Origin of the sequence: Aquisphaera insulae, assembly GCF_011064615.1 — a bacterium.
In the GTDB taxonomy this organism is placed as follows: Bacteria; Planctomycetota; Planctomycetia; order Isosphaerales; family Isosphaeraceae; genus Aquisphaera; species Aquisphaera insulae.
This window is the reverse complement of the sequence record NZ_JAALJH010000003.1, coordinates 250,619-269,154: the sequence shown is the minus strand read 5'-3', so window position 1 is coordinate 269,154 and position 18,536 is coordinate 250,619. Positions and strand designations below refer to the sequence as shown.

19 protein-coding genes and 1 tRNA gene are annotated in these 18,536 nt (G+C 68.8%); 10 read left to right on the top strand and 10 right to left on the bottom strand.

Going from position 1 to position 18,536, the window contains the following annotated elements; genetic code table 11:
• Positions 1-185: 185 nt before the first annotated feature.
• Positions 186-1,451 (bottom strand): tetratricopeptide repeat protein, encoded by a 1,266-nt coding sequence (locus G6O54_RS03440; protein ID WP_165220139.1) that lies wholly within the window; start codon positions 1,449-1,451, stop codon positions 186-188.
• A gap of 302 nt (positions 1,452-1,753) precedes the next feature.
• Between G6O54_RS03440 and G6O54_RS03435 the strand changes: the two genes are divergently transcribed.
• From G6O54_RS03435 to G6O54_RS03420, 4 genes are all read left to right on the top strand, one after another.
• The gene (locus G6O54_RS03435) at positions 1,754-3,529 is read left to right on the top strand and encodes a serine/threonine-protein kinase (protein WP_165220137.1); all 1,776 of its coding nucleotides are present in this window, start codon (positions 1,754-1,756) and stop codon (positions 3,527-3,529) included.
• Positions 3,530-4,309: 780 nt separating this feature from the next.
• Positions 4,310-5,323: a 3-deoxy-7-phosphoheptulonate synthase gene (aroF, locus tag G6O54_RS03430; protein WP_165220135.1), complete on the top strand. Its 1,014-nt coding sequence runs from the start codon at positions 4,310-4,312 to the stop codon at positions 5,321-5,323.
• 213 nt (positions 5,324-5,536) lie between these two features.
• Complete coding sequence (locus G6O54_RS03425; protein WP_165220133.1) at positions 5,537-5,911, top strand: hypothetical protein; 375 nt, start codon at positions 5,537-5,539, stop codon at positions 5,909-5,911.
• 346 nt (positions 5,912-6,257) lie between these two features.
• Positions 6,258-6,584, top strand: a complete 327-nt coding sequence (locus G6O54_RS03420) for a hypothetical protein (protein WP_165220132.1) — start codon at positions 6,258-6,260, stop codon at positions 6,582-6,584.
• A 19-nt stretch (positions 6,585-6,603) separates the two neighbouring features.
• Here G6O54_RS03420 and G6O54_RS03415 read toward each other — a convergent pair whose 3' ends face one another.
• Positions 6,604-6,936 (bottom strand): hypothetical protein, encoded by a 333-nt coding sequence (locus G6O54_RS03415; RefSeq protein WP_165220131.1) that lies wholly within the window; start codon positions 6,934-6,936, stop codon positions 6,604-6,606.
• Positions 6,937-7,099: 163 nt separating this feature from the next.
• Between G6O54_RS03415 and bshB1 the strand changes: the two genes are divergently transcribed.
• The 3 genes from bshB1 (at position 7,100) to G6O54_RS03400 (ending at position 8,845) form a co-directional block, all read left to right on the top strand.
• Positions 7,100-7,792: a bacillithiol biosynthesis deacetylase BshB1 gene (gene bshB1 / locus G6O54_RS03410; RefSeq protein WP_165220130.1), complete on the top strand. Its 693-nt coding sequence runs from the start codon at positions 7,100-7,102 to the stop codon at positions 7,790-7,792.
• Positions 7,793-7,880: 88 nt separating this feature from the next.
• Positions 7,881-8,351, top strand: a complete 471-nt coding sequence (locus tag G6O54_RS03405; protein ID WP_165220129.1) for a hypothetical protein — start codon at positions 7,881-7,883, stop codon at positions 8,349-8,351.
• Positions 8,327-8,845 carry a BolA family protein gene (locus G6O54_RS03400; protein ID WP_165220128.1) on the top strand — a complete coding sequence of 173 codons (519 nt, stop codon included), beginning with the start codon at positions 8,327-8,329 and terminating at the stop codon, positions 8,843-8,845. The genes G6O54_RS03405 and G6O54_RS03400 overlap by 25 nt, the downstream gene beginning before the upstream one ends.
• 319 nt (positions 8,846-9,164) lie before the next feature.
• Here G6O54_RS03400 and G6O54_RS03395 read toward each other — a convergent pair whose 3' ends face one another.
• From G6O54_RS03395 to G6O54_RS03370, 6 genes are all read right to left on the bottom strand, one after another.
• The gene (locus G6O54_RS03395) at positions 9,165-9,581 is read right to left on the bottom strand and encodes a VOC family protein (protein ID WP_165220127.1); all 417 of its coding nucleotides are present in this window, start codon (positions 9,579-9,581) and stop codon (positions 9,165-9,167) included.
• A gap of 27 nt (positions 9,582-9,608) precedes the next feature.
• On the bottom strand, positions 9,609-10,265 hold the full coding sequence (purN, locus tag G6O54_RS03390) for a phosphoribosylglycinamide formyltransferase (protein ID WP_165220126.1): 657 nt from the start codon (positions 10,263-10,265) through the stop codon (positions 9,609-9,611).
• Between the two features lie 162 nt (positions 10,266-10,427).
• Positions 10,428-11,258, bottom strand: coding sequence for a purine-nucleoside phosphorylase (locus G6O54_RS03385; RefSeq protein ID WP_165220124.1), 831 nt, complete (start codon positions 11,256-11,258; stop codon positions 10,428-10,430).
• Between the two features lie 510 nt (positions 11,259-11,768).
• Positions 11,769-12,209 carry a TPR end-of-group domain-containing protein gene (locus tag G6O54_RS03380; RefSeq protein ID WP_165220122.1) on the bottom strand — a complete coding sequence of 147 codons (441 nt, stop codon included), beginning with the start codon at positions 12,207-12,209 and terminating at the stop codon, positions 11,769-11,771.
• A gap of 284 nt (positions 12,210-12,493) precedes the next feature.
• Positions 12,494-12,853, bottom strand: a complete 360-nt coding sequence (locus G6O54_RS03375; RefSeq protein WP_165220120.1) for a hypothetical protein — start codon at positions 12,851-12,853, stop codon at positions 12,494-12,496.
• A gap of 430 nt (positions 12,854-13,283) precedes the next feature.
• A complete protein-coding gene (locus G6O54_RS03370; protein WP_165220118.1) occupies positions 13,284-14,291 on the bottom strand; it encodes a Gfo/Idh/MocA family protein in 1,008 nt (335 codons plus the stop codon).
• 233 nt (positions 14,292-14,524) lie between these two features.
• Between G6O54_RS03370 and G6O54_RS03365 the strand changes: the two genes are divergently transcribed.
• From G6O54_RS03365 to G6O54_RS03355, 3 genes are all read left to right on the top strand, one after another.
• Positions 14,525-14,597: transfer RNA gene (locus G6O54_RS03365), tRNA-His, on the top strand.
• A 62-nt stretch (positions 14,598-14,659) separates the two neighbouring features.
• Positions 14,660-14,974 carry a DUF433 domain-containing protein gene (locus tag G6O54_RS03360; protein WP_165220116.1) on the top strand — a complete coding sequence of 105 codons (315 nt, stop codon included), beginning with the start codon at positions 14,660-14,662 and terminating at the stop codon, positions 14,972-14,974.
• Between the two features lie 652 nt (positions 14,975-15,626).
• Positions 15,627-16,238: a Uma2 family endonuclease gene (locus G6O54_RS03355; RefSeq protein WP_165220114.1), complete on the top strand. Its 612-nt coding sequence runs from the start codon at positions 15,627-15,629 to the stop codon at positions 16,236-16,238.
• A 338-nt stretch (positions 16,239-16,576) separates the two neighbouring features.
• On the opposite strand, the gene G6O54_RS03350 is transcribed toward G6O54_RS03355, so the two are convergent.
• Together G6O54_RS03350 and G6O54_RS03345 are read right to left on the bottom strand one after the other, a co-directional pair.
• The gene (locus G6O54_RS03350) at positions 16,577-16,909 is read right to left on the bottom strand and encodes a cupin domain-containing protein (RefSeq protein ID WP_165220112.1); all 333 of its coding nucleotides are present in this window, start codon (positions 16,907-16,909) and stop codon (positions 16,577-16,579) included.
• A 136-nt stretch (positions 16,910-17,045) separates the two neighbouring features.
• Complete coding sequence (locus G6O54_RS03345; protein WP_165220110.1) at positions 17,046-18,440, bottom strand: RNA polymerase sigma factor; 1,395 nt, start codon at positions 18,438-18,440, stop codon at positions 17,046-17,048.
• Between the last annotated feature and the right edge of the window lie 96 nt (positions 18,441-18,536).

Sequence of the window (18,536 nt, the reverse complement as noted above, 5' to 3'; positions counted from 1 at the left end):
GTGGGGGGATTCAGGAGGCCGTTCGATATCCGTGAGCTTGATCAACTTCCTTGCCGGGGTAACAATAGCGTCAACCCGTCGCGGGGGCTCCGGGGGATGTCACCACGATCGGGGGGCGGATGCCGTTCAGCACGTCCCCGCCCGGCGCGGCCGCCCAGGCGGCATCTCCCCGGAAGCCGGGGCGCTCAGTCGCGATACGGATGCCCTCCCCGATAGAGGGCCAGGCGGTTGCGGTAGAGTTTCCAGGTCTCCTCGTCCCGGTCTCGCTTCAGGAGCCCGACGGCCTTCTCCTGCCACCGGACGGCGGAGGCGAAGTCGCCGGCCTGGGCGGAGGCGGCGGCCAGGGCGTCGAGGCAATCCGGACGCTCGTAGCGGGTCAGCTCGCAGGCGGCGGCCCCTTCGATCACGGCGCGGGGGCCGTCCCGGACCGATGCGTCGGGCACGGTGGCGAGGAGCCAGGCGAGGACGCGATGGGGCTCCGGGTCCTTCGGCGAGGCGACGCGGCCCGCCTCGGCGGCGTCGGCGACGGCCCGCGCGTAATCGAACCGCTGCTTCCACGACTTCGAGCGCAGCAGGAGGGCCCTGGTGTGGGCCGGGTCCAGCTCCAGGGCGCGGGTGAAGTCGGCGATCGCGGCCATCGAGTTCAGGTCGCTGAGCAGGCCCTCACCCCGGAGGACGTAGCTTTCCGGATCGTTGGGCCGGGCCTGGAGGATCCGCTCGAAGTCGGCCATCGCGATGTTCCGCCGGCCGCGGGTCGAGCAGACCTTCGCCCGGGCGGCGATCATCGCGAGGTTCTCGGGCTCCAGCCGGACCGCCTCGTTGAGGTCGGCGAGCGCCTCGGGGAAGTAGCGGCGGGCGTCCTGGGCGATGCCGCGGTCGCGGTAGGCCGCGGCGCGACCGGGGTCGAGCCGGATCGCCTCGGTGAAGGCCGCGATCGCCGGGCGGTAGGATTTCTGGCGGGCCAGGACCAGGCCCCTGAGGTGGTGCCCCCGCGGATCGGAGGGCTCGATCCGGATCGCCGCGTCCAGGTCGGCGAGGGCGCGGTCGAGCTCATCCGACTCGATCCGGACCCGCGCCCGGCTCCGCAGGGCCTCGGTGTCCTTCGGGTCGGCGGCCAGCCTCCGGCTGAGGAAGCCCTCGGCCGACTCGAGGGGGACGATCTGGTCGATCCCGATCCAGCCGCGGGCGCCGCCCCCGTCCGCCTCGATGTCCGCCATCCCCTCGCCCAGCCGGGCGACCCGGAAGAGGCACTCCCCCTTGCCCGGCAGCTCCTTCTCGCCGTCCCGCAGCGGAGTGTCCGGGTCCTTGAGCAGGACCTTCGAACCGACGACGATCGGGGCCGCACCGCCCCCGGCCCCGGCGCGGACTTGCGGCGGCGAATTCGACCCCGCGATCAGGGTCAGGAGGAGGGAGGTTGCGGCAAGGCGGGAAGATCGGGGGAGCTTCGTCATCGCGGTCTTCGAGGTCGAGGGCCGGTCGGGGTCCTTCCTGTTCCTCTGAAAGCGTCATCCGATCCGGCTTCGGCCGGTGAAGCCGGTGGGGCCGCAAGGATCAGTCCTCGTCCAAGGGACCGCGGAACCGCCGGTGAGGTGCGGGGCCGGGGCTCGGAGATGATCGCCGGGGACAGGCCGGAGAACGTCCCGAATGCCGCGCCGTTGCGCGTCGTCCACGTTCCTCCCGACTTGTCCGGCCGAGGGGGCACGCGAAGAATGAGAGTGTCCCGCCCGGGACGGCAAGAGAGTGCGGAGGCGCGATGACCGACAGCGGGACGCGGGATGTGAGGCAAGGCTCGGCGTCGATCGACGATCCGACGCGGAGCTGGCACGCGGACCGCTCCGGCGACGGCGTCGGCGACGGGCCGTCGCGCGGCCCGGGCGGGGAGGCCGGCGAGGACGGCGGATTCACGCCCCGGCCCGCGATCATCGGCCGGGTCGGCGGGCTCGATGCCACGGCCCTGAAGGGGACGGTCCGCAACCGGCTGGCGGAGCTGCCGGTCATCTACATCCTCCTGCTGGGGATGTCGATCTCCTGGCGGCTGATCCTCGGCCGCGAGGAGCTGAGGCTCTTCGAGGTCGATCTGACCCTGGTCACGGCCTTGGTCGCGTTCATGGCCGTGCTCTGGAGCCGGTGCCCGCTCTCCGTCGCCTGGCTCAAGGGGATCGAGCTGGGGATGGTCGGCATGCTGGCGGCGCGGGTGGTCTACGTCCAGTTCCACATGATGCTCGGCTACTCGCTGATCCGGGACCGGATGATGGCCCAGCTCACGATGAAGAACGTGGTGCTGCTGACCGCCGTGCTGATCCTGACGTATGGCCTATACGTCCCCAAGGGCTGGCGGCGGGCCGCGGCGGTCGTCTTCCCGCTGGCCGCGATGCCGTTCGCCACCCTGCTGGTGATGGTCCTGCGCTATCCGGAGCCGATGGGCTGGCTCTGGCTGGGCTGGAACGGGAACACCACGCCGCGGATCTACCTCTTCACGTTCGACGCGATGGTTCTCCTGATCCTGGCCGCCGGCTCGACGTTCGGTGCCGCGATGGTGGGCCGGCTCCGGCGCGAGGTGGCCGAGGCGAGGCAGCTCGGGCAGTACCGGCTGTCCGACTGCATCGGCATCGGCGGGATGGGCAAGGTCTACCTGGCCGAGCACGCGCTCCTGAAGCGGCCCTGCGCCGTGAAGCTGATCCACGCGAAGGGGGCCGCGGATCCCGGGTCGCAGGAGCGATTCGAGCGTGAGGTCCGGCTCACGGCGACCCTCTCGCACCCCAACACGGTGGAGATCTACGATTACGGCCAGACGGAGGAGGGCGAGTACTACTACGTGATGGAGTACCTGCCGGGCCTGAACCTGGCGGAGCTGGTCCGGAAGCACGGCCCGCTGCCGGCGTCGCGCGCGGTCTACCTGCTGCGGCAGGTCTGCGGGGCGCTCCAGGAGGCGCACGAGGCGGGGCTGATCCATCGAGACATCAAGCCTTCGAACATCGTCGCCGCGCGGCGGGGGGGCCGGTGCGACGTGGCCAAGCTGCTGGACTTCGGCCTGGTCCGCCCGTCCCCGGCCTGGACGCCGACCCGCGGCGCCGCGACGCCGGACTCACGGGTGCTCGGCACGCCGCTGTTCATGTCCCCGGAGCAGGCGGCCGGCACGCCGGAGGTGGATCCGCGGAGCGACATCTACTCGCTGGGGGCCGTGGCCTACTTCCTCCTGACCGGCCGGCCGCCGTTCCAGGGCGACCGGGGGCTGGCCGTGATGCTGGCCCATACCCGCGACCCCGTCACGCCCCCCTCGCAGGTGGTGCCGAGCATCCCGATCGACCTGGAGCGGGTGGTGCTCCGATGCATGGCCAAGGACCGAGAGGACCGCTTCCCCGACGCCGCCTCCCTGGAGCAGGCCCTCGCCGCCTGCGGCTGCGTCGACGGCTGGGACGAACGCCGGGCCTCGCTCTGGTGGGCCGAGGCGGAGTCCACCTCGACGACGAACGCCGGCCTCTCCGCACCTCAACCCGTCGCCCCCACCTCGGCCATCGTCGGAGTCTGAGCGGGCCGGCTCGCCCAGGCTCCCGCCCCGGCTCGTCTCGCCGCTCGTCCCGTCCAGGATGGATGGGAAAAAGGCGCGACACCTTGTTGAACTGGTGACGCGAGGCCGCTAGAGTGAGGGGGTCGTTCCGAGCCCGACACACGCTCGGTCGACTTTCGGGTCGCACTACCGTGGTGCGACGGACTAGAGCCCGTTCTCGCGCGAGGCTGGACTCTCGCGGGCTCGGGGAGGCTAGAACGAAAGGAGGTGATCGCGTGTGTAGTGATAACCAGGGGCGGCTCGCCTAACGGCAGCCGACGGGTTGCCCGTCGGGCAGCCGCATCTCTTGCCAATACCTTACGGATTGGTTCGGCCAGGCCCGCGGCCCCATGCCCGGGCCTGGCTGGATTGACGGTCGTGAGATCTCTCGAATAGCCTGAGCTTCGTTCCCTGCCTCGTCGGCCTTGAGCCTCGGCGGACTTGCCGCCGAAAATGGGGTCCTCCACGTGAATCTCCTCGCAGCGACGGCCTATTCCTTCGGCCCGAGCGATTACCGCGGCTGGTGGCGGTCCTGGTCGTTTACCAGGCTCCAACCAGGTTCCCGGTCCGAGGAGGGTGCGAGTTCCTGACCCCTCTCGAATCTACAGGCATACACTCAAGCCCCGGGACCTGGTCTTTCAGGTCTCGGGGCTTTTTTTTCGTCCCGACCCCACGCAATCGACCTATTCACAGACCTGTTCTTGCCCCGGCCGACGGCGGCTCGCTCGCCCCGGCCGGCTCAATCCCGGGAGACGGTGGACCATGATCGTGGTCATGAAACCGGACGCGACGATGACACAGATCGAACACATGGCGGATCAGATCACCCGGCTCGGGCTGTCGCCCCAGGTGATCCACGGCAAGCATCAGACGGTCATCGCCGCGCTCGGCGAGGAGCGGCAGGGGCTGATCGAGGCCCTCGAGCCGGGCGAGGGGGTCGAGAAGGTGCTGCCGATCATGGCCCCCTACAAGCGGGCGAGCTCCGAGCTCAAGAAGGAGCGGACGGTCGTCGCGGCGCGGAGCCTCGAGGTCGGCGGGACCAAGATCGCCATGATCGCCGGCCCCTGCTCCGTCGAGAGCGAGGAGCAGATCGTCTCCCTGGCGAAGACGCTCAAGGCGCTCGGCGCCACCGGACTCCGCGGCGGTGCGTTCAAGCCGAGGACCAGCCCGTACAGCTTCCAGGGGCACAAGGAAGAGGGCCTGAAGATGCTGGCCGCCGCCCGCGCGGAGACCGGGCTGGCCATCGTCACCGAGGTCATGGCCCCCGAGCACGTGCCGATGGTCGCGGAATACGCCGACGTCCTCCAGATCGGCGCGCGGAACATGCAGAACTACCAGCTCCTCCAGGCCGTCGGCGATTCGGGCAAGGCGGCCCTGCTGAAGCGAGGCATGAGCGCCACGGTCGAGGAGTTCCTCCTCGCGGCCGAGTACATCCTCGATCGCGGCAATCCCAACGTCATGCTCTGCGAGCGCGGGATCCGGACGTTCGAGGACCACACGCGGTTCACCCTGCCGCTGGCCACCGTCCCCTACCTCAACGAGAAGAGCCATCTCCCGGTGGTCGTCGATCCGTCGCACGGCACCGGCAAGTCCCGGCTGGTCGCCCCGATGGCCCGCGCCGCGGTCGCCGCCGGCGCCGACGGCCTGATCCTCGAGGTCCACGACGACCCCGAGCACGCCATGAGCGACGGCGCCCAGTCGATCACCCCGGCGACATTCAAGCAGCTCGTCGACCAGTGCCGCCGCATCGCCGCGGCCGTCGACCGCACGGTCTGACCCCTCCCTCGCACCCCGCCCCGACCCGACCCTTCGCCATGCCCCGCGCCTCGCTCGCGAAACGAGGCGCGTTTCCTCCCCACTCCCCCCTCGGATTCACGCTGGAGGAAGCTTTCGGCATTTGATTTGCTTATGCGAGAGGCGAGGCACGCGTGGCCCCGACGCCGAGGCGACGGGCCACGCCTCGACATCACCTCCCGATCCGAGGACACCATGGCAAAGTCGAAGAAGCCGAAGAGCACGCTCCAGCGAGTGACCGAACCCGTCGCCGAGGTCGCCACCGCGATCGGCCACGCGATCGTGGACGGGGCGGAAGCCGCCCGCGAGGCCGGGGCCAAGGCGGTCCGCGCGGTGACCGGATCGGCCGCGCCGAAGGCCAGGAAGGCCGCGAAATCGCCGAAATCCCCGGCCAGGTCGAAGGCCAGCCCGGGCAAGGCCGGCAAGCCCAGGACGGCCACCGCCACCGCCGACGCCAAGACCAGCCCCAAGGCCCCGAAGGCCGGCAAGCCCGGGGTGAAGGCCAAGGCGACCGGGTCCGCCACGGCCAAGCCGAAAGCGAAGGCGGCGAAGAAGTCGGCCAGGTCCTGACCGAGCTTCCGGGCGCCCCGCTCGAACCGGACCGGAGTGCCGGCCGATCGCTCGGCGCGGGCGCCCCTACGCGGCGACATCCGATGCCCCGCCTCGTCGCCGACCGCCCCGGCGCGCTCATGAGCGTTCACGCGTTGAACCGATTCATTCGCTTTCCGCCACCGGGATGCTATGTTCTCGTTGGACGTTGTGCGCCGACGGTCGGCGCCGACGCGAGGACGATGGGGCGAGGCAGGCCGTCCCCCCGATCCTCAACCTCGGCCGAGCCTTCAACCGCCACTTCGTCGCCCCGCGAACCCTCCTGCTCCATCCGATTGACCCGACCCGCAATCCCGAGGATCACCCGATGGCAACCGCCAAGAAGAGTGCCGCCAAACCCGCCGCGAAGGCCAAGCCCAAGGCCGCCACCAAGGCCAAGGTCGAAGCCAAGTCGAAGCCGAGCCCCGCCCCGGCCCCCCTCAAGGGGAAGCCGGCCGCCAAGGCTCCCGCATCCAAGCCGAAGGCCGCGAAGACCTCCAAGGCGGCTGCCCCCGCCAAGAAGGTCGAGCCCGTCGTTGAACCGGCCGTTCCGGCTCCCGTCGCCTCGGCCGCGCCGTCGGCCCCCGCCGCCGCCCCCAAGGCCAAGGCCAAGCCCAAGGCGAAGGCCCCGAAGGCCGCGCCGAAGTCGGTCTGACACCCGGTCACGAACCGCCTCACGCGCCGCCGCCCTGCGCCTCCCGGGCGGCGGCTTGCGCCTCCCGACGCGCCGCCAGCACCTCGCCGATCCGCGACACGTGGTCCCGATCCCGTCGCCCTTCACCGTTCGAGTCCTGGAACTCTCCGGCGACATATTTGAGCCTCCGGGCGAGGTCCGAGTACCTCTGCCCCATGTCCCTGAGCTGAGCGATCACCCGCCCCGAATCCGGGTCGCTCCGCTCGCGGTCCAGCGCGTCGATCAACTCCGCCGCGTCCCGCACCAACACCGCGTCCACGCCGAGCCTCCGTGCGCTCTCCAGGAGCATTCGCCCCGTATAACTGCCGTCCAAGGTGCCGCCTCCCCACTCGAGGGTAGTGTTCGTATGTATCCTATTATAGAAGGGGTCCTCGGCGTTGTCATCCCCCTGTCGGGGCGTTGCTCGCGGGCGTGGCGTGGCGAATAATCGTGGCGGACGTGGTTTCGGCGGACGCCCTCCTGGACGGGACATGGTCATGCTCGATGCGCTTGTGGTCGCCCCTCATCCCGATGACGCGGAGCTCGGCGTGGGGGGGACGATCGTCCGGCTGATGCAGCAGGGGTGGAAGGTGGGGATCCTCGACCTGACCAGCGGCGAGCCGACGCCGCTGGGCTCGCCGGAGAAGCGGGCCGAGGAGACGGCGGCGGCCACCCGCGAGCTGGGCGATCCGTGGCGGAGGAACCTGGGCCTGCCGAATCGGAGCCTGGAGCCGACGCTCGCCCACCGCCGCGCCGTCGCGGCCGTCTTCCGCGCGGTCCGCCCGCGGCTGATCTTCGCCCCCTACTGGGAGGACGCGCATCCCGATCACGTCGCGGCGACCCGCCTGGTGGAGGAGGCCCGATTCTGGAGCAAGCTCTCGAAGTCGGACATCCCCGGCACGCCGTTCCACCCGGCGCGGATTCTCTATTACTTCAGCGTCCACCTCCGTATCGTCGAGCGGCCGAGCTTCGTCCTGGACATCTCCGACCAGCTCGACGCCAAGGTCCGGGCCCTGAGCTGCTACCGCTCCCAGCTCGTCGACAACCAGCCCGCGGGCCGCCCCGGCGTGATCGACTCCGTCTGCGACCGCACCCGGTTCTGGGGCCACCTGGCCGGCACCCTGCACGCCGAGCCCTTCGCCAGCCGCGAGCCGATCGGGCTGACGGGGTTGGGGGATCTGTTATTGTGATCTTGAACTGTCGTCATCGCGACGAGGGCTTCGACGGACAGATTGACGGCGAACGACCATGCAATTCCGAGCGGATCAGTACTTCAAGGTGAGCCTCGAAAGGATGGACCAGGCAAGGAGGATTTTTGACGATGGCGATGGATATGCCCTGGCGATGTACTGCGGCGGACTCGCCGTCGAGTCGCTCCTTCGCGCCTTCCGATGGAGTGAGGATCGGTCGTTCGAGGGGCGTCACGATTTGCCGGAGTTGTTGAAGGCGAGCGGGCTCCTGAGGGTCGACGAGGAGGATCGGCGACGCGATCAGGTCGCGGGGGCTGAAGACAGGGCAAGAAAGGTCAATCTGGATCTCCGGGTGGAGGTGAACAGCGTTGCCGCGCTCTGGCACAATAATCTGAGATATGCCTCCGAGAAGAGCCTGATGGCTTTCCTCAAGTCCGCGGGAAGGACCAGGCGACTCAAGGGCGACGCGCTCAGGAAGAACGCCCGGGAATTGCTGGAATCCGCACAGCGCATCATCAATCGAGGACAGATCCTGTGGGTGTCTCGGAAAAGATCGTAGAAACGCTCTCGAGAGCCATTCCCGTCGACTACATTCGAGTCGAGGACGATGACGGGGTCTCCGGCTTCGTCATATCGAAGAAATTTCGAGACATGTCAATGTTGGACCGCCAGCGCCTGATTGCCGATGCGCTGGACGGTTCTTCCAGCCCATTGAATGCCAGGGAGAGGCGCAGCGTGTTGATGATTGCCGGACTGACCCCGGAGGAGTACGAGGTCGTCGGTACGCCGATCAGGATTCGCGATGTCCGAGAGGAGCCCGGGGGTACGATTCGCATGGTCCTGGATGGGCGCCACCCCGATGCGGAGTCCGTGGGGAAGCTGCTCTCAGGCCATGCAGGCGTCGAGACCACCGAGATCGAGGCTGTTCCCGAAGCCTTCGGCGATCGAATGGCCCTGCGAGCGCGAGGCAAGTCGCCGTCGTCTCTCTCGAGATCGGAGATCCTTCGGTTCCTGCGGAAGTCTCCCTACGTCGAGATCATGCGCAAGTCATGAATGGCGACGATGGGGTCTTCCTATCGCCATGCCTTGCGGCCCGGAGACAGGCCGATCACAGGTCAAAGTCCGATGGCCTGTATCCGTCCGGTCCGCGACACCATCCGAATTCGGTCGATAGGATCCCGAACGTCCCCAGGGCTTTCCTCCATCGGTCCTGCCCCTTGCCGAGCGTCGGAAGCTTGCCGTGCCCCCTGGCCGGGATGTCTTCCCATCCCAATGGACCCGGGACCAAATTGAAAATCCGCGGACCGGATGCCCAGCAATGGCTCCTCGTTCATCCGCTGGCTCGGCGCAGCCTCCGCCTGGTCTCGATGCGTCAGGTCTCCATCGGCCCCGCCGACCCGTCGGGGCTGGCGAGGACGACGAGGTAGCCGTCGGGGTCGCGGAGCCAGCACTCCCAGTGGTTCGGGCCGCCCTTGCCGTCGATCGGGTTGCGGTGCTTCGGCAGGACGATCGGGGGGTTCAGCTCGGCGACGCGTTCCATGGCGGCGTCGAAGTCCTCGATCTCGAACCAGAGCAGGACGCCGTTGCCATATGGCCTGTCGTCCGGGTCGGCGATCGGGCCGTGATCGTGATCGACATCGAAGCGGTGGAGCTGCAGGACGAGCACGCCGTCGTGAATCAGGCGTTCGTATTCCCTGCCTCCGTGGTCGCTCTTGCAGCCGAGCAGCCGTTGATACCAGAGGCTGCTCGCCTCGACGTCGGTCACCGCGAGGAGGGGCTGGGGGCGCATGGGTCGTGAACCTCCCTCGTGGGACTCTCAGCTCGCCGGCAGGACGCGGACCTTGCGGCCGTCGAGGCGGAGGCGGCCGTCGGCGTAGAGGGTGATGGCTTCCGGCAGGGCCAGGCACTCCTCGCGGAAGACGCGGGCGGCCAGGGTGTCGGCCGTGTCGTTGTCGAGGACCGGCACGGTGCGCTGGAGGATGATCGGGCCCGTGTCATAGGTGTCGTCGGCGAAGTGGACCGTGCAGCCGGAGACCTTCACGCCCATCTCGAGCGCGGACTGGTGGACCTTGTGCCCATAGAATCCCTTGCCGCAGAAGGCGGGGATCAGCGCGGGGTGCACGTTGATCACGCGGCCGTGATAGTCGGGCGGGATCTTGAGGATGGCGAGGAAGCCGCCGAGGATGACGAGGTCCGCCTTGCTCCGGCGGATCGGGTCGAAGACCGAGGTGCTGAACTCGGCCGCCGACGCCGCGTTGCGACTGGCGAGCGCCAGGGGGATGCCGGCGGCCTCGGCCCGGGGGATGGCGCCGATCCGCGGCTTGCTGGCGACCACCTGGACGATCTCGGCCCGAAGCCGGCGACCGCGGATCTGATCGATCAGGTTCTGGAGAGTCGTCCCGCCCCCCGAGACGCACACGGCCAGGCGGATCGGCGAGTCCGTGATCGGCGGGTTGCGCGGTGACGGGGTCATGGGGCCGGGCCTCTCGACGGGGGCGGAAACGAAGGGGGCCGACGATGGTCGCCGATGGGCTGGTTGGTCACGACCGCCGGCCGCTCCATTATGCCCTCGGGCTCGAGAGAGTCAAAACCCCGGCCTCCCCCCGCCCCGCCCGTGTCTCCCGGCGCGCGACGGTCAGGGCTTCCACCGCTCCAGGACGCCGCGGACGATGGTTCGCAGCTTGGCCTCGGCCTGGTTCGCCGTGGCGATGATTTCCTCGATCTTGACCGGCTCCAGGGCGTCCGGCAGGCACATGTCGGTGGCGATGGAAAAGCCCAGGACCTTCATCCCGGCGTGGACCGCGACGAGCGCCTCCGGGATGGTGGACATGCCGACGACATCGGCGCCGATGCTCCGGAGGAACCGGTACTCGGCGCGGGTCTCGAGGTTGGGCCCGGTCACCGCCACGTAGACGCCCCGATGGGCCACGATGTTCTGCTCGAGGGCCACCCTCAGGGCCATGTCCTGGAGCGCGCGGTCGTAGGGCTCGATCAGGTCCGGGAACCTCGGCCCGAGTCGCTCATCGTTGGGCCCGATGAGCGGGTTCGTGCCCAGGAGGTTGATGTGATCCTCGATGACGATCAGGTCCCCCTTCTCGAACATCGGGTTGAGGCCGCCGGCGGCGTTGGAGACGACCAGCAGCTTGCAGCCCATTTCCTTCATCACGCGGATCGGGAAGGTGACCTGCGCGGCGGTGTAGCCCTCGTAGAGGTGGAACCGTCCCTCCATCGCGATCACGGGATGCCCGGCCAGGCTGCCGCAGACGAGCTGGCCCTTGTGGCCCTCGACCGTGGATCGGGGGAAGAAGGGGATCTCCGGATACGGGATCGCGACGGCCTCGGTGATCTCCCGGGCGAGGGCCCCGAGGCCGGTGCCGAGCACCAGGCCCACCGCGGGGCTGCCGCCCCACCGGGCGCGGACGGTTCGCGTGGCTTCCTGGACGTGATCCCACTCGTGATGAGTCATGCGCTGGACATTCCTGCTGAGTAGAAGTGCTGGCAAGATGGACCGCCCGCGGGCCTCATCGCGACCAGGCGGGGAGCGAAACGCTCGGATCTGGGAGGAGAGGTCTGCCTCGATTCGGGAGGGCGAGGCCCGCGTGAACGGTGAGGAGTCGGCTCCGCCGAAGGCACGCACCCGCGCGGCTCAGGGTCGTCGATCCTCGCCATCTATCGAGTGCTCTGTCAACACGAAGGATTCGGGTTTCAGGACAGACAGGAATGTCTGTCCCCCGGGTTTAAAGCCAGGTGTATTGGATATCTCGGAGGACAGGCATTCCTGCCTGTCCTGCTGCCAACCCGAAAATCAAACCGTGGCAAAGCACTGGTACTTTGTCACAGCTAGAAAGACGGGTTGACGGAGGCGATCCCCATGTCCGAGCCGGAAGCGTAAGCGACGGCCAATTCATGATTTGGGATCTACCGTCGCTAACGCTTCCGGCTCGGAAAGACCCGAAATCTAAGCGGCGACGAAGCACTAGACGAAAAACTCGAAACGGCGGAGCAGCCGGATGAAGCGGGGGTCCCGGCGGAGCGACTTCAGGTCCGGGTCCTGCTTGAGCCGCTCGAGGAAGCGATATCCCTGCTCCAGGGACTTCTGGAGCGCGGAGAAGGCGGGTTCGAGCATCCCGAGGACCGCATAGCTGCAGGAGAGGTTGTACCAGGCGATCCCGTCCTCCGGGAGCAGTCGGACGAGCCGCCGATCGAGCTGCAAGGCCCGCGAATACTCGCCCTTGGCCGCCAGGTGATTCGCCAGCACCCGGATCGCCTCCGGGAAGTAGGGATCTCGTTCCAGGACGCCGGTCAGGAAATCGATCTCGAACTCGCGCTGGGATTGCTCGCGGAACCCACGGGTGGTGAGCTCGCGGCCGGGACGGTCCGGGGAAGAATCGCCTGCTCGATCATGCGATAAACCCATCGATGCGTGCTCCTCCCGGTCGGCAGGCCAGCGCCTCGACGGGTGCGCTGGGACGGCGCGCCCCGGAGGCTGTTGCGGCGAAGCGTCAAGGATAGTCGGAACGAGAGCCCTGCGGCAAGGCGCAACCCGGGCCGAGGGAGGCAGGGCCACTTCGTTTCGGGATACTTCATCTTACCCGAACAAAGGGCGTCAGGCCACCCTGGCCCTGCACTTCGCTCCCGTTTGGCGGCGCCTCCGCGAGCCGGCGGCGGGGGGAAGCCGGCTCACGATCCCGGGCCGCTCGATCAGTCGATATCCTCTTCCTCCTCCTCGTCGAACTCGTCGATGTCGTCATCATCGTCATCGTCGAAGTCCTCGTCCTCCTCGTCGATGTCGATGTCGTCGATCTCCTCGTCGGTCTCGTCGTCGATCTCCTCGTCCTCGTCCTCGAATTCGTCGTCGATGTCCTCTTCTTCATCGTCGAAGTCGTCGAACTCTTCTTCGTCGTCGCCCTCGATCTCGCCCTCCTCGAACTCCTCCTCCTCCTCGCCCGGGTGGCGGGCTTCCGCCGCGGCGAGGACGGCGAGTCCGCCGTCCCACGAGCCTTCGGGGGGGGCGAGCTCGATCGGTTCGAGGGTCGCGAGCAGTCCATCACGGTCGAACATGGATCCGGTCCTCAATCCAGGGGAAATTTGGGGGCAGCCCCCGTGTCCAGTCGTGTTTCGATCGTCGGTCTTCGCCCCGCGGAAATCGGAGCGGCAGCCGAGCGGAGTCCTAGTCCTAGTCAACGCGACGCAACCTTGTCAAGACTCACGATTTCGCGTTTTTCCCGGGGGCCGGCGACCCGTCCCGACGGTCCCCCGGAGGGGCCGTCGTGCGGGAGCGCCGGCGATGTCGTGCACCCCCACCCGATTGGTCGGCACGGGGGCCGCGCCGGCTTGAAGAGACTCTGGCGGCGAGTGGTCCGGATGGGCATTCTTTGGGGCTCTCGGGCTGAGGTCGGCCAGGCCTGGATCGTGGCCGGGGCGTCCCGCCGGATCGAGGTGGATTCGAGATGGCGGATCGCGTGGGTGGTCCCGGGCCGGGCGGCGCCCGTCAGGCGACGCGGACGAGCTGGTTGGTCGCCGCGGAACGCCCGACGGCCTCGATGAGTCGGACCGTATCCAGCGCCTCTTCGGCCGGGCAGCAGAGGGGCTCGCCGCGGAGCACGGCGGCCACGAAGTTGCCGTCGATCGACTGGGACGGCTCCGGGACGGCGATCGACTCGAGCGCCCCGCCGGTGGCGTGCTCCCGCTCCACGGCCCGCTCGGTGGCGCGGATCCGCCCCTGATCGCCCAGGAAATTCAGCTCGAAGAGGAAGCCCGGCGTGATCCCCGAGACGGCCAGGCTGGCGGGCGTGCCCCCCTCCAGCCGGATCGCCGCGGCGGTGACGACGTCGAAGCCCGGATCGAGCTTCCCCTGGATGGCGCAGACCTCGACGGCGGCCTGCCCGGTCGTCCAGAGGAGGGCGTCCAGCAGGTGGTCCCCCGCGTCCGGGAGGACGCCGCCGCCAGAGACCTTGGGGTCGAACCGCCAGCTATTCTCCGCCTCGGCCCGCGTGGCGGCGACCCAGGGGAGGGCCATGGTCGCGGTGACCAGGCGGAGCGGCCCGATCGCCCCGTCGCGGATCAACTGGCGGGCGGCGGCCAGGCTGGGCCGGAGCCGATACTGGTGCCCCACCGCGGCCTTCAGGCCTCGCCCGCGGGCCAGCCCGACGATATCCGCGGCCTCCTGCGGGTTGGTGGAGAGGGGCTTCTCGATGAAGACGTGGCAGCCGGCCTGGAGCGCGTCCATGGCCGCCCGGTAGTGCCACAGGTGGGGCGTGAAGATGCAGAGCGCGTCGGGCTTGCCTTCCCGGAGCAGGTCGCGATGGTCCTCGAAGGCCGGGACCCCGGCCCCCTGCCCTTCGGACGCCCGGCCGGCGAGCGCCTCCGCCCGCGCCCGCTCCGAATCGGCACATCCGACCACCGTCACCTCCGGCAGGGCGAGCAGGCGGTCCAGGTGGATCCGCGCCGCCATGCCGCAGCCGGCTATCCCGATACGAAGCCTCTCGCCGCCTGCCATCGGACTCGCCTCGGAGCCCCCTCGGCGGGCTCGACCGACCGGGCCTCGTCCCCGGTTTCCTTCGCACGGGATTCGCCGTCCCGACGCCGTCTCATCCCAGCAGCATCGCGCACCCGCGTCAAGAGTTTACTACCCCCGGCAAGCCCCCCCCTGGGCAGGGTTCGGCGCTCGATCACGCCCTTGACGCGAACCCGGAGCCCCGTTTATCGTGTCCTTATCGTTACCGATTGATGGTGGCTGTGGCCTAGCGGTTAAGGCACCAGATTGTGGATCTGGATATCGCGGGTTCGAATCCCGTCAGCCACCCTGAAGCGTGCCATTCCCTTCGCTGATTTGGCGAGACCTAACCTACGCGGGAAGGTCGGACTTTGGCCACCGGGTTTGCCTATCCGCACATCGAGAAGCGGGAGAGCGGTTCGGCACGCCTGGAACGCCTTCCGCGGATCCGGGTGGCCCAGATCGTCATGGACTACCTCGCCCACGGATGGTCGCCGGACGAGATGTGCCGTCAGCATACCTCCCTGACCCTGGCCGAGGCGCACGCGGCCATGGCCTATTACTTCGATCACCAGGCCGAGATCGATGCGGAGATCCAGGCGGAGCTGGACCTGGATCGTAAGATCCAGGACGATGGCCCCCTCCCCCCCGTGATGAATCGGCTCCGACTGCGAGCTCGATCGTAGATGCCCGTTCCTCTCTACCTGGACGTCCATGTCCCTCGAGCAATCGCCGACTAGTAACGGCGGCGCGGGGTGGATGTCATCACGGCGAGTGAGGATGGCTCCACGACGCTTCCGGACGATCAACTCCTGGAACGAACCCGATCCCTGAAACGCGTACTCTTCACGCAGGATATCCGTTTCCAGGTCCTGGCGGAGAGCTGGCAACGACAGGGGCGACATTTCGCCGGCCTCCTCTTCGGCCATCAGCTTGGTGCGACGATCGGGCGCTACGTGAACGATTTACATCTCATCTCCGAGCCGTGCGAGCCATAGGACTGGGAGGGCCAGATCGGCCGGCTTCCGTTCTGAGGTGATCGCTGTCCTTGGCCCATGAGGATTGGATCGAGCAGATTCAGTTGGTGTCGGGCTCGAGGACTGGCCTCGGGTGGCCAGGTCGCCGTCTCCCCGATGCCTTACGGCGGATTCGAGGTCCTCGACCTGGTGGCGGCCTCGGTAAGCAAGCCGGAGTCTCCGGACGATGTCGGGCCCCAGACCGGGGAGAGCGGCGGGTCAGGTCGCCTGACGGACACGGCAGACGGTCCTGCCTGGGCGTGGTAGGATTCGCGTAACTGAAAGGCTGGCCAGCTTGAGTCAGGTGCTGGAGGGCTGAGGGATGAGTACGGTCGAACGATCCGAATCAGTCTCCGGAGGGGCGCGACGTCGGCGGATGAGCGTCGAGCAGTACGAACGGCTGATCGCAGACGGCGTGATCGACGCGGACGCGCCGGTTGAGCTGATCGAGGGGAGGATCGTCGGCAAGATGACCAAGGGGGATGCCCACTGCGTGGCCAGCGACAAGGTGCAATTGATCCTGTCGGCGGCACTGGTCGGGACGGGCTGGTACGTCCGGATCGAGAAGCCGGTGGCGATCCCGGGCAGGAGGAGCATGCCGGAGCCGGACGCCTCGATCGTCCGGGGCGTGGCGGACGACTATCTCGGCGGGTCGCCTCGGCCCGACCGGGTCGCCCTGATTGTGGAGGTCGCCGACAGCTCGCTACGGCGGGACCGTCGTCGGTCCCGGCTCTTCGTGGACGGCGGCGTCCCCGAGTGTTGGGTCCTCAACCTCGTCCAGCGCCGGCTGGAGGTCTTCCGGCCCGGGAACGATCCCGTGATCATCGGGGCCGATGGGGCCGCCGATCTCGTGGTGGCCGGTGCGATCATCGCCCGGATCGTCGTCGCGGACCTCCTGCCCCGACCCGACGTAGCCGGTGATCATGGTCGTTGAGATGCCGCTGGCCCGCTCCTTCACGACTTGCGTGCATCGACCATAGCCATGATCCCGGCCCGGACGGCTTCGGGGAGATCCGACTAAGCCGCGATCAGGACGGCCAGGTACGGATCGTCGGGCATCCGACGCTTGCCAGCCGGCAAATGGTGGGCGACGGCAGGCTCGGGTTGACGCAAACACTTGTCATTAGCCGTGATCTGCGGGGGCTTTCCAGATTGTGGATCTGGATATCGCGGGGTCGAATCCCGTCAGCCATCCTTCCCGTCCGAACGTCTGCCGGCCTCTTCGTCGGCCAGCCTTGTCGACCGTGATCCAGCTCCTCCGACGCGTGCCAGTCACTCACCCCGGAAGAGCGTCAGGACCATCACGGTCGGTGCCGTCGCCCGGACGCTATGCGGGAGGCCCGGCGGCATGTGGATGAAGGTGCCGGGGCGGGCCTGAACCGTGTCGTCACCCAGGCCCACGTCGGCTCCGCCGGAGAGGAACTGGAGCGTCGCGGGCATGGACGAGGTGTGCTCGGACAGCTCCTGGCCGGCGCCGAAGCCGAAGAGGACGATCTTGCTGCGGTCGTCGCTGAAGATCGTGCGCGAGAGGATGCCGTCGGTGGGGACATTCACCTCGGCGAGGAGGTCCGGGATGTGCGTATAGGTGGCGCTCGGATGGGGCATGGTTCCGCTCCGGATAGCGATGGTCGCCCGGGCCGCGACATACGCGGCCGGGCAACCTCATCATCGCCGATCGGGGGCGCGAAGCCAGATGTGGCCGGGCCTCCTGGCCCCGTGCGAAGGAGACCGCCGCCGACTCTCACTGAGAGCGCAGGCCGCCCGAGCCCCGGGTCGGCATACCGTGGTCGCCGGACATGCCGTGGTCGCCGGGAGTGGCTTCGAGGACCTTGAGGACCCGATCGAGCTTCCTCTCCAGTTCCTGCAGGCGCCGGTCGTAATCGGATCCGGGCGTCGACGCGGGCATGGTCCCCGTTGTGGGGGCCCCGCGGGCCAGCGTGGGGAGCCTCCGCGGCAGGCCGGCCTCGTCGAGGGCCGCGACCTCGACCGCGGATGAAATGAAAGAGAGATTTCGCAACTCTCCGTACTTGCCATGCATGTCCCACAGGACTCGGAAGCGGCCGCTCCCCTCCGGCTCCAGGGTCAACCGGTGCCGCTCCTCGTCCGGACCGACGATCTGGATCTCCATCCGACCGCCCGGCGGTGGGCCGGGGAGTGTGAATCTCTCCGCGAAGCCGCCGGCCGCCGACGGCCGAGCGGGGGGCGGTTTGATGACGTCCGTCGGGCGCCCGTCGGGCTCTCTCTGCCCGCGGCCGAGCTGCTGGGCGAACGCGCCGGCTCCTGCGATCGCCAGGCCGGCGGCCAGGACCGCCAACGCGGTGGTCTTCACGCTGTTCCGGATCATGGTCTCGAGGGCTCCTTCTGCCAGGAGGGTTGCGGCGGTCGGGACTGTCCCGGCCGCCAGGGGCCTGCTCGCCGCGAACCGCGTCGCGGCCGTGATGGTGACCTCCGCGAGGTGGGAAGTCACGACGGCGAAGGCCGGGTCATCCGCCAGGCCCAGGGTGGCCGCCACGGCCGCGGGGGCCAGCCCGCGACGCGTCAGCCGAGCGCGGAGCCTTTCCCGGCCACGGGCCAGGCGGCTTTGCACCGTCCCCGTGGGCCAGCCGAGTCGCCCGGCCGCCTGCTCGATGGTCAGCCCTTCGAGGCAGCAGAGGACCACCGCCGACCGGTAGGTGGCCGGCAGCCGGGAGAGCTCCTCGTGGAGGATCTCGCCGAGGTCCGACTCCGCGGTCGTCGGGCCGGGACTCCCGGCGGCGAGCACCGCCGCCCTGGACTCCAACCGGCGGCGGCGGGATGACTCGGCCCGGGCGCGGTTCGCGAGCCGGTAGGCGACCTGGTACAGCCACGGTCCCAGGGAGTCCCTGACCCAGAGCGACCGGGCCCTGCGGGCGAGGACCAGGAACGTCGCCTGGAAGGCGTCGTGTGCCGCGTGGCCGTCGCGGAGGATGGACCGGCAGACGCGGAGGACCATCGGGCCGTGCAGCTCCACGAGCGTCGCGAAGGCGAGCTCGGCGGCCTCCCCCTCGCGGGCGAGGAATCGCTCCAGCAACTGGCCGTCCGTGAGCGCCCCCGTCGTCCCCGCGGCCAGGAGCGTCCGGAGATGTTGCGGCATCGCGCGGCGTCGATCCTCAGACATCGTCTCGGCCTCCGGCCCATCCCCCTTGACGATTTCCTCTCGATAATGCCGCGGCGTCGGTGGAATTGTCCGGATTTCGCGGCGCACGGGCGATTT

Coding starts and splice junctions, on each gene's coding strand:
- G6O54_RS03440 (WP_165220139.1), bottom strand. CDS start 1,451: ATGACGAAGCTCCCCCGATCTTCCCGCCTTGCCGCAACCTCCCTCCTC.
- G6O54_RS03435 (WP_165220137.1), top strand. CDS start 1,754: ATGACCGACAGCGGGACGCGGGATGTGAGGCAAGGCTCGGCGTCGATC.
- aroF (WP_165220135.1), top strand. CDS start 4,310: ATGATCGTGGTCATGAAACCGGACGCGACGATGACACAGATCGAACAC.
- G6O54_RS03425 (WP_165220133.1), top strand. CDS start 5,537: ATGGCAAAGTCGAAGAAGCCGAAGAGCACGCTCCAGCGAGTGACCGAA.
- G6O54_RS03420 (WP_165220132.1), top strand. CDS start 6,258: ATGGCAACCGCCAAGAAGAGTGCCGCCAAACCCGCCGCGAAGGCCAAG.
- bshB1 (WP_165220130.1), top strand. CDS start 7,100: ATGCTCGATGCGCTTGTGGTCGCCCCTCATCCCGATGACGCGGAGCTC.
- G6O54_RS03395 (WP_165220127.1), bottom strand. CDS start 9,581: ATGCGCCCCCAGCCCCTCCTCGCGGTGACCGACGTCGAGGCGAGCAGC.
- purN (WP_165220126.1), bottom strand. CDS start 10,265: ATGACCCCGTCACCGCGCAACCCGCCGATCACGGACTCGCCGATCCGC.
- G6O54_RS03385 (WP_165220124.1), bottom strand. CDS start 11,258: ATGACTCATCACGAGTGGGATCACGTCCAGGAAGCCACGCGAACCGTC.
- G6O54_RS03380 (WP_165220122.1), bottom strand. CDS start 12,209: ATGGGTTTATCGCATGATCGAGCAGGCGATTCTTCCCCGGACCGTCCC.
- G6O54_RS03375 (WP_165220120.1), bottom strand. CDS start 12,853: ATGTTCGACCGTGATGGACTGCTCGCGACCCTCGAACCGATCGAGCTC.
- G6O54_RS03370 (WP_165220118.1), bottom strand. CDS start 14,291: ATGGCAGGCGGCGAGAGGCTTCGTATCGGGATAGCCGGCTGCGGCATG.
- G6O54_RS03355 (WP_165220114.1), top strand. CDS start 15,627: ATGAGTACGGTCGAACGATCCGAATCAGTCTCCGGAGGGGCGCGACGT.
- G6O54_RS03350 (WP_165220112.1), bottom strand. CDS start 16,909: ATGCCCCATCCGAGCGCCACCTATACGCACATCCCGGACCTCCTCGCC.
- G6O54_RS03345 (WP_165220110.1), bottom strand. CDS start 18,440: ATGTCTGAGGATCGACGCCGCGCGATGCCGCAACATCTCCGGACGCTC.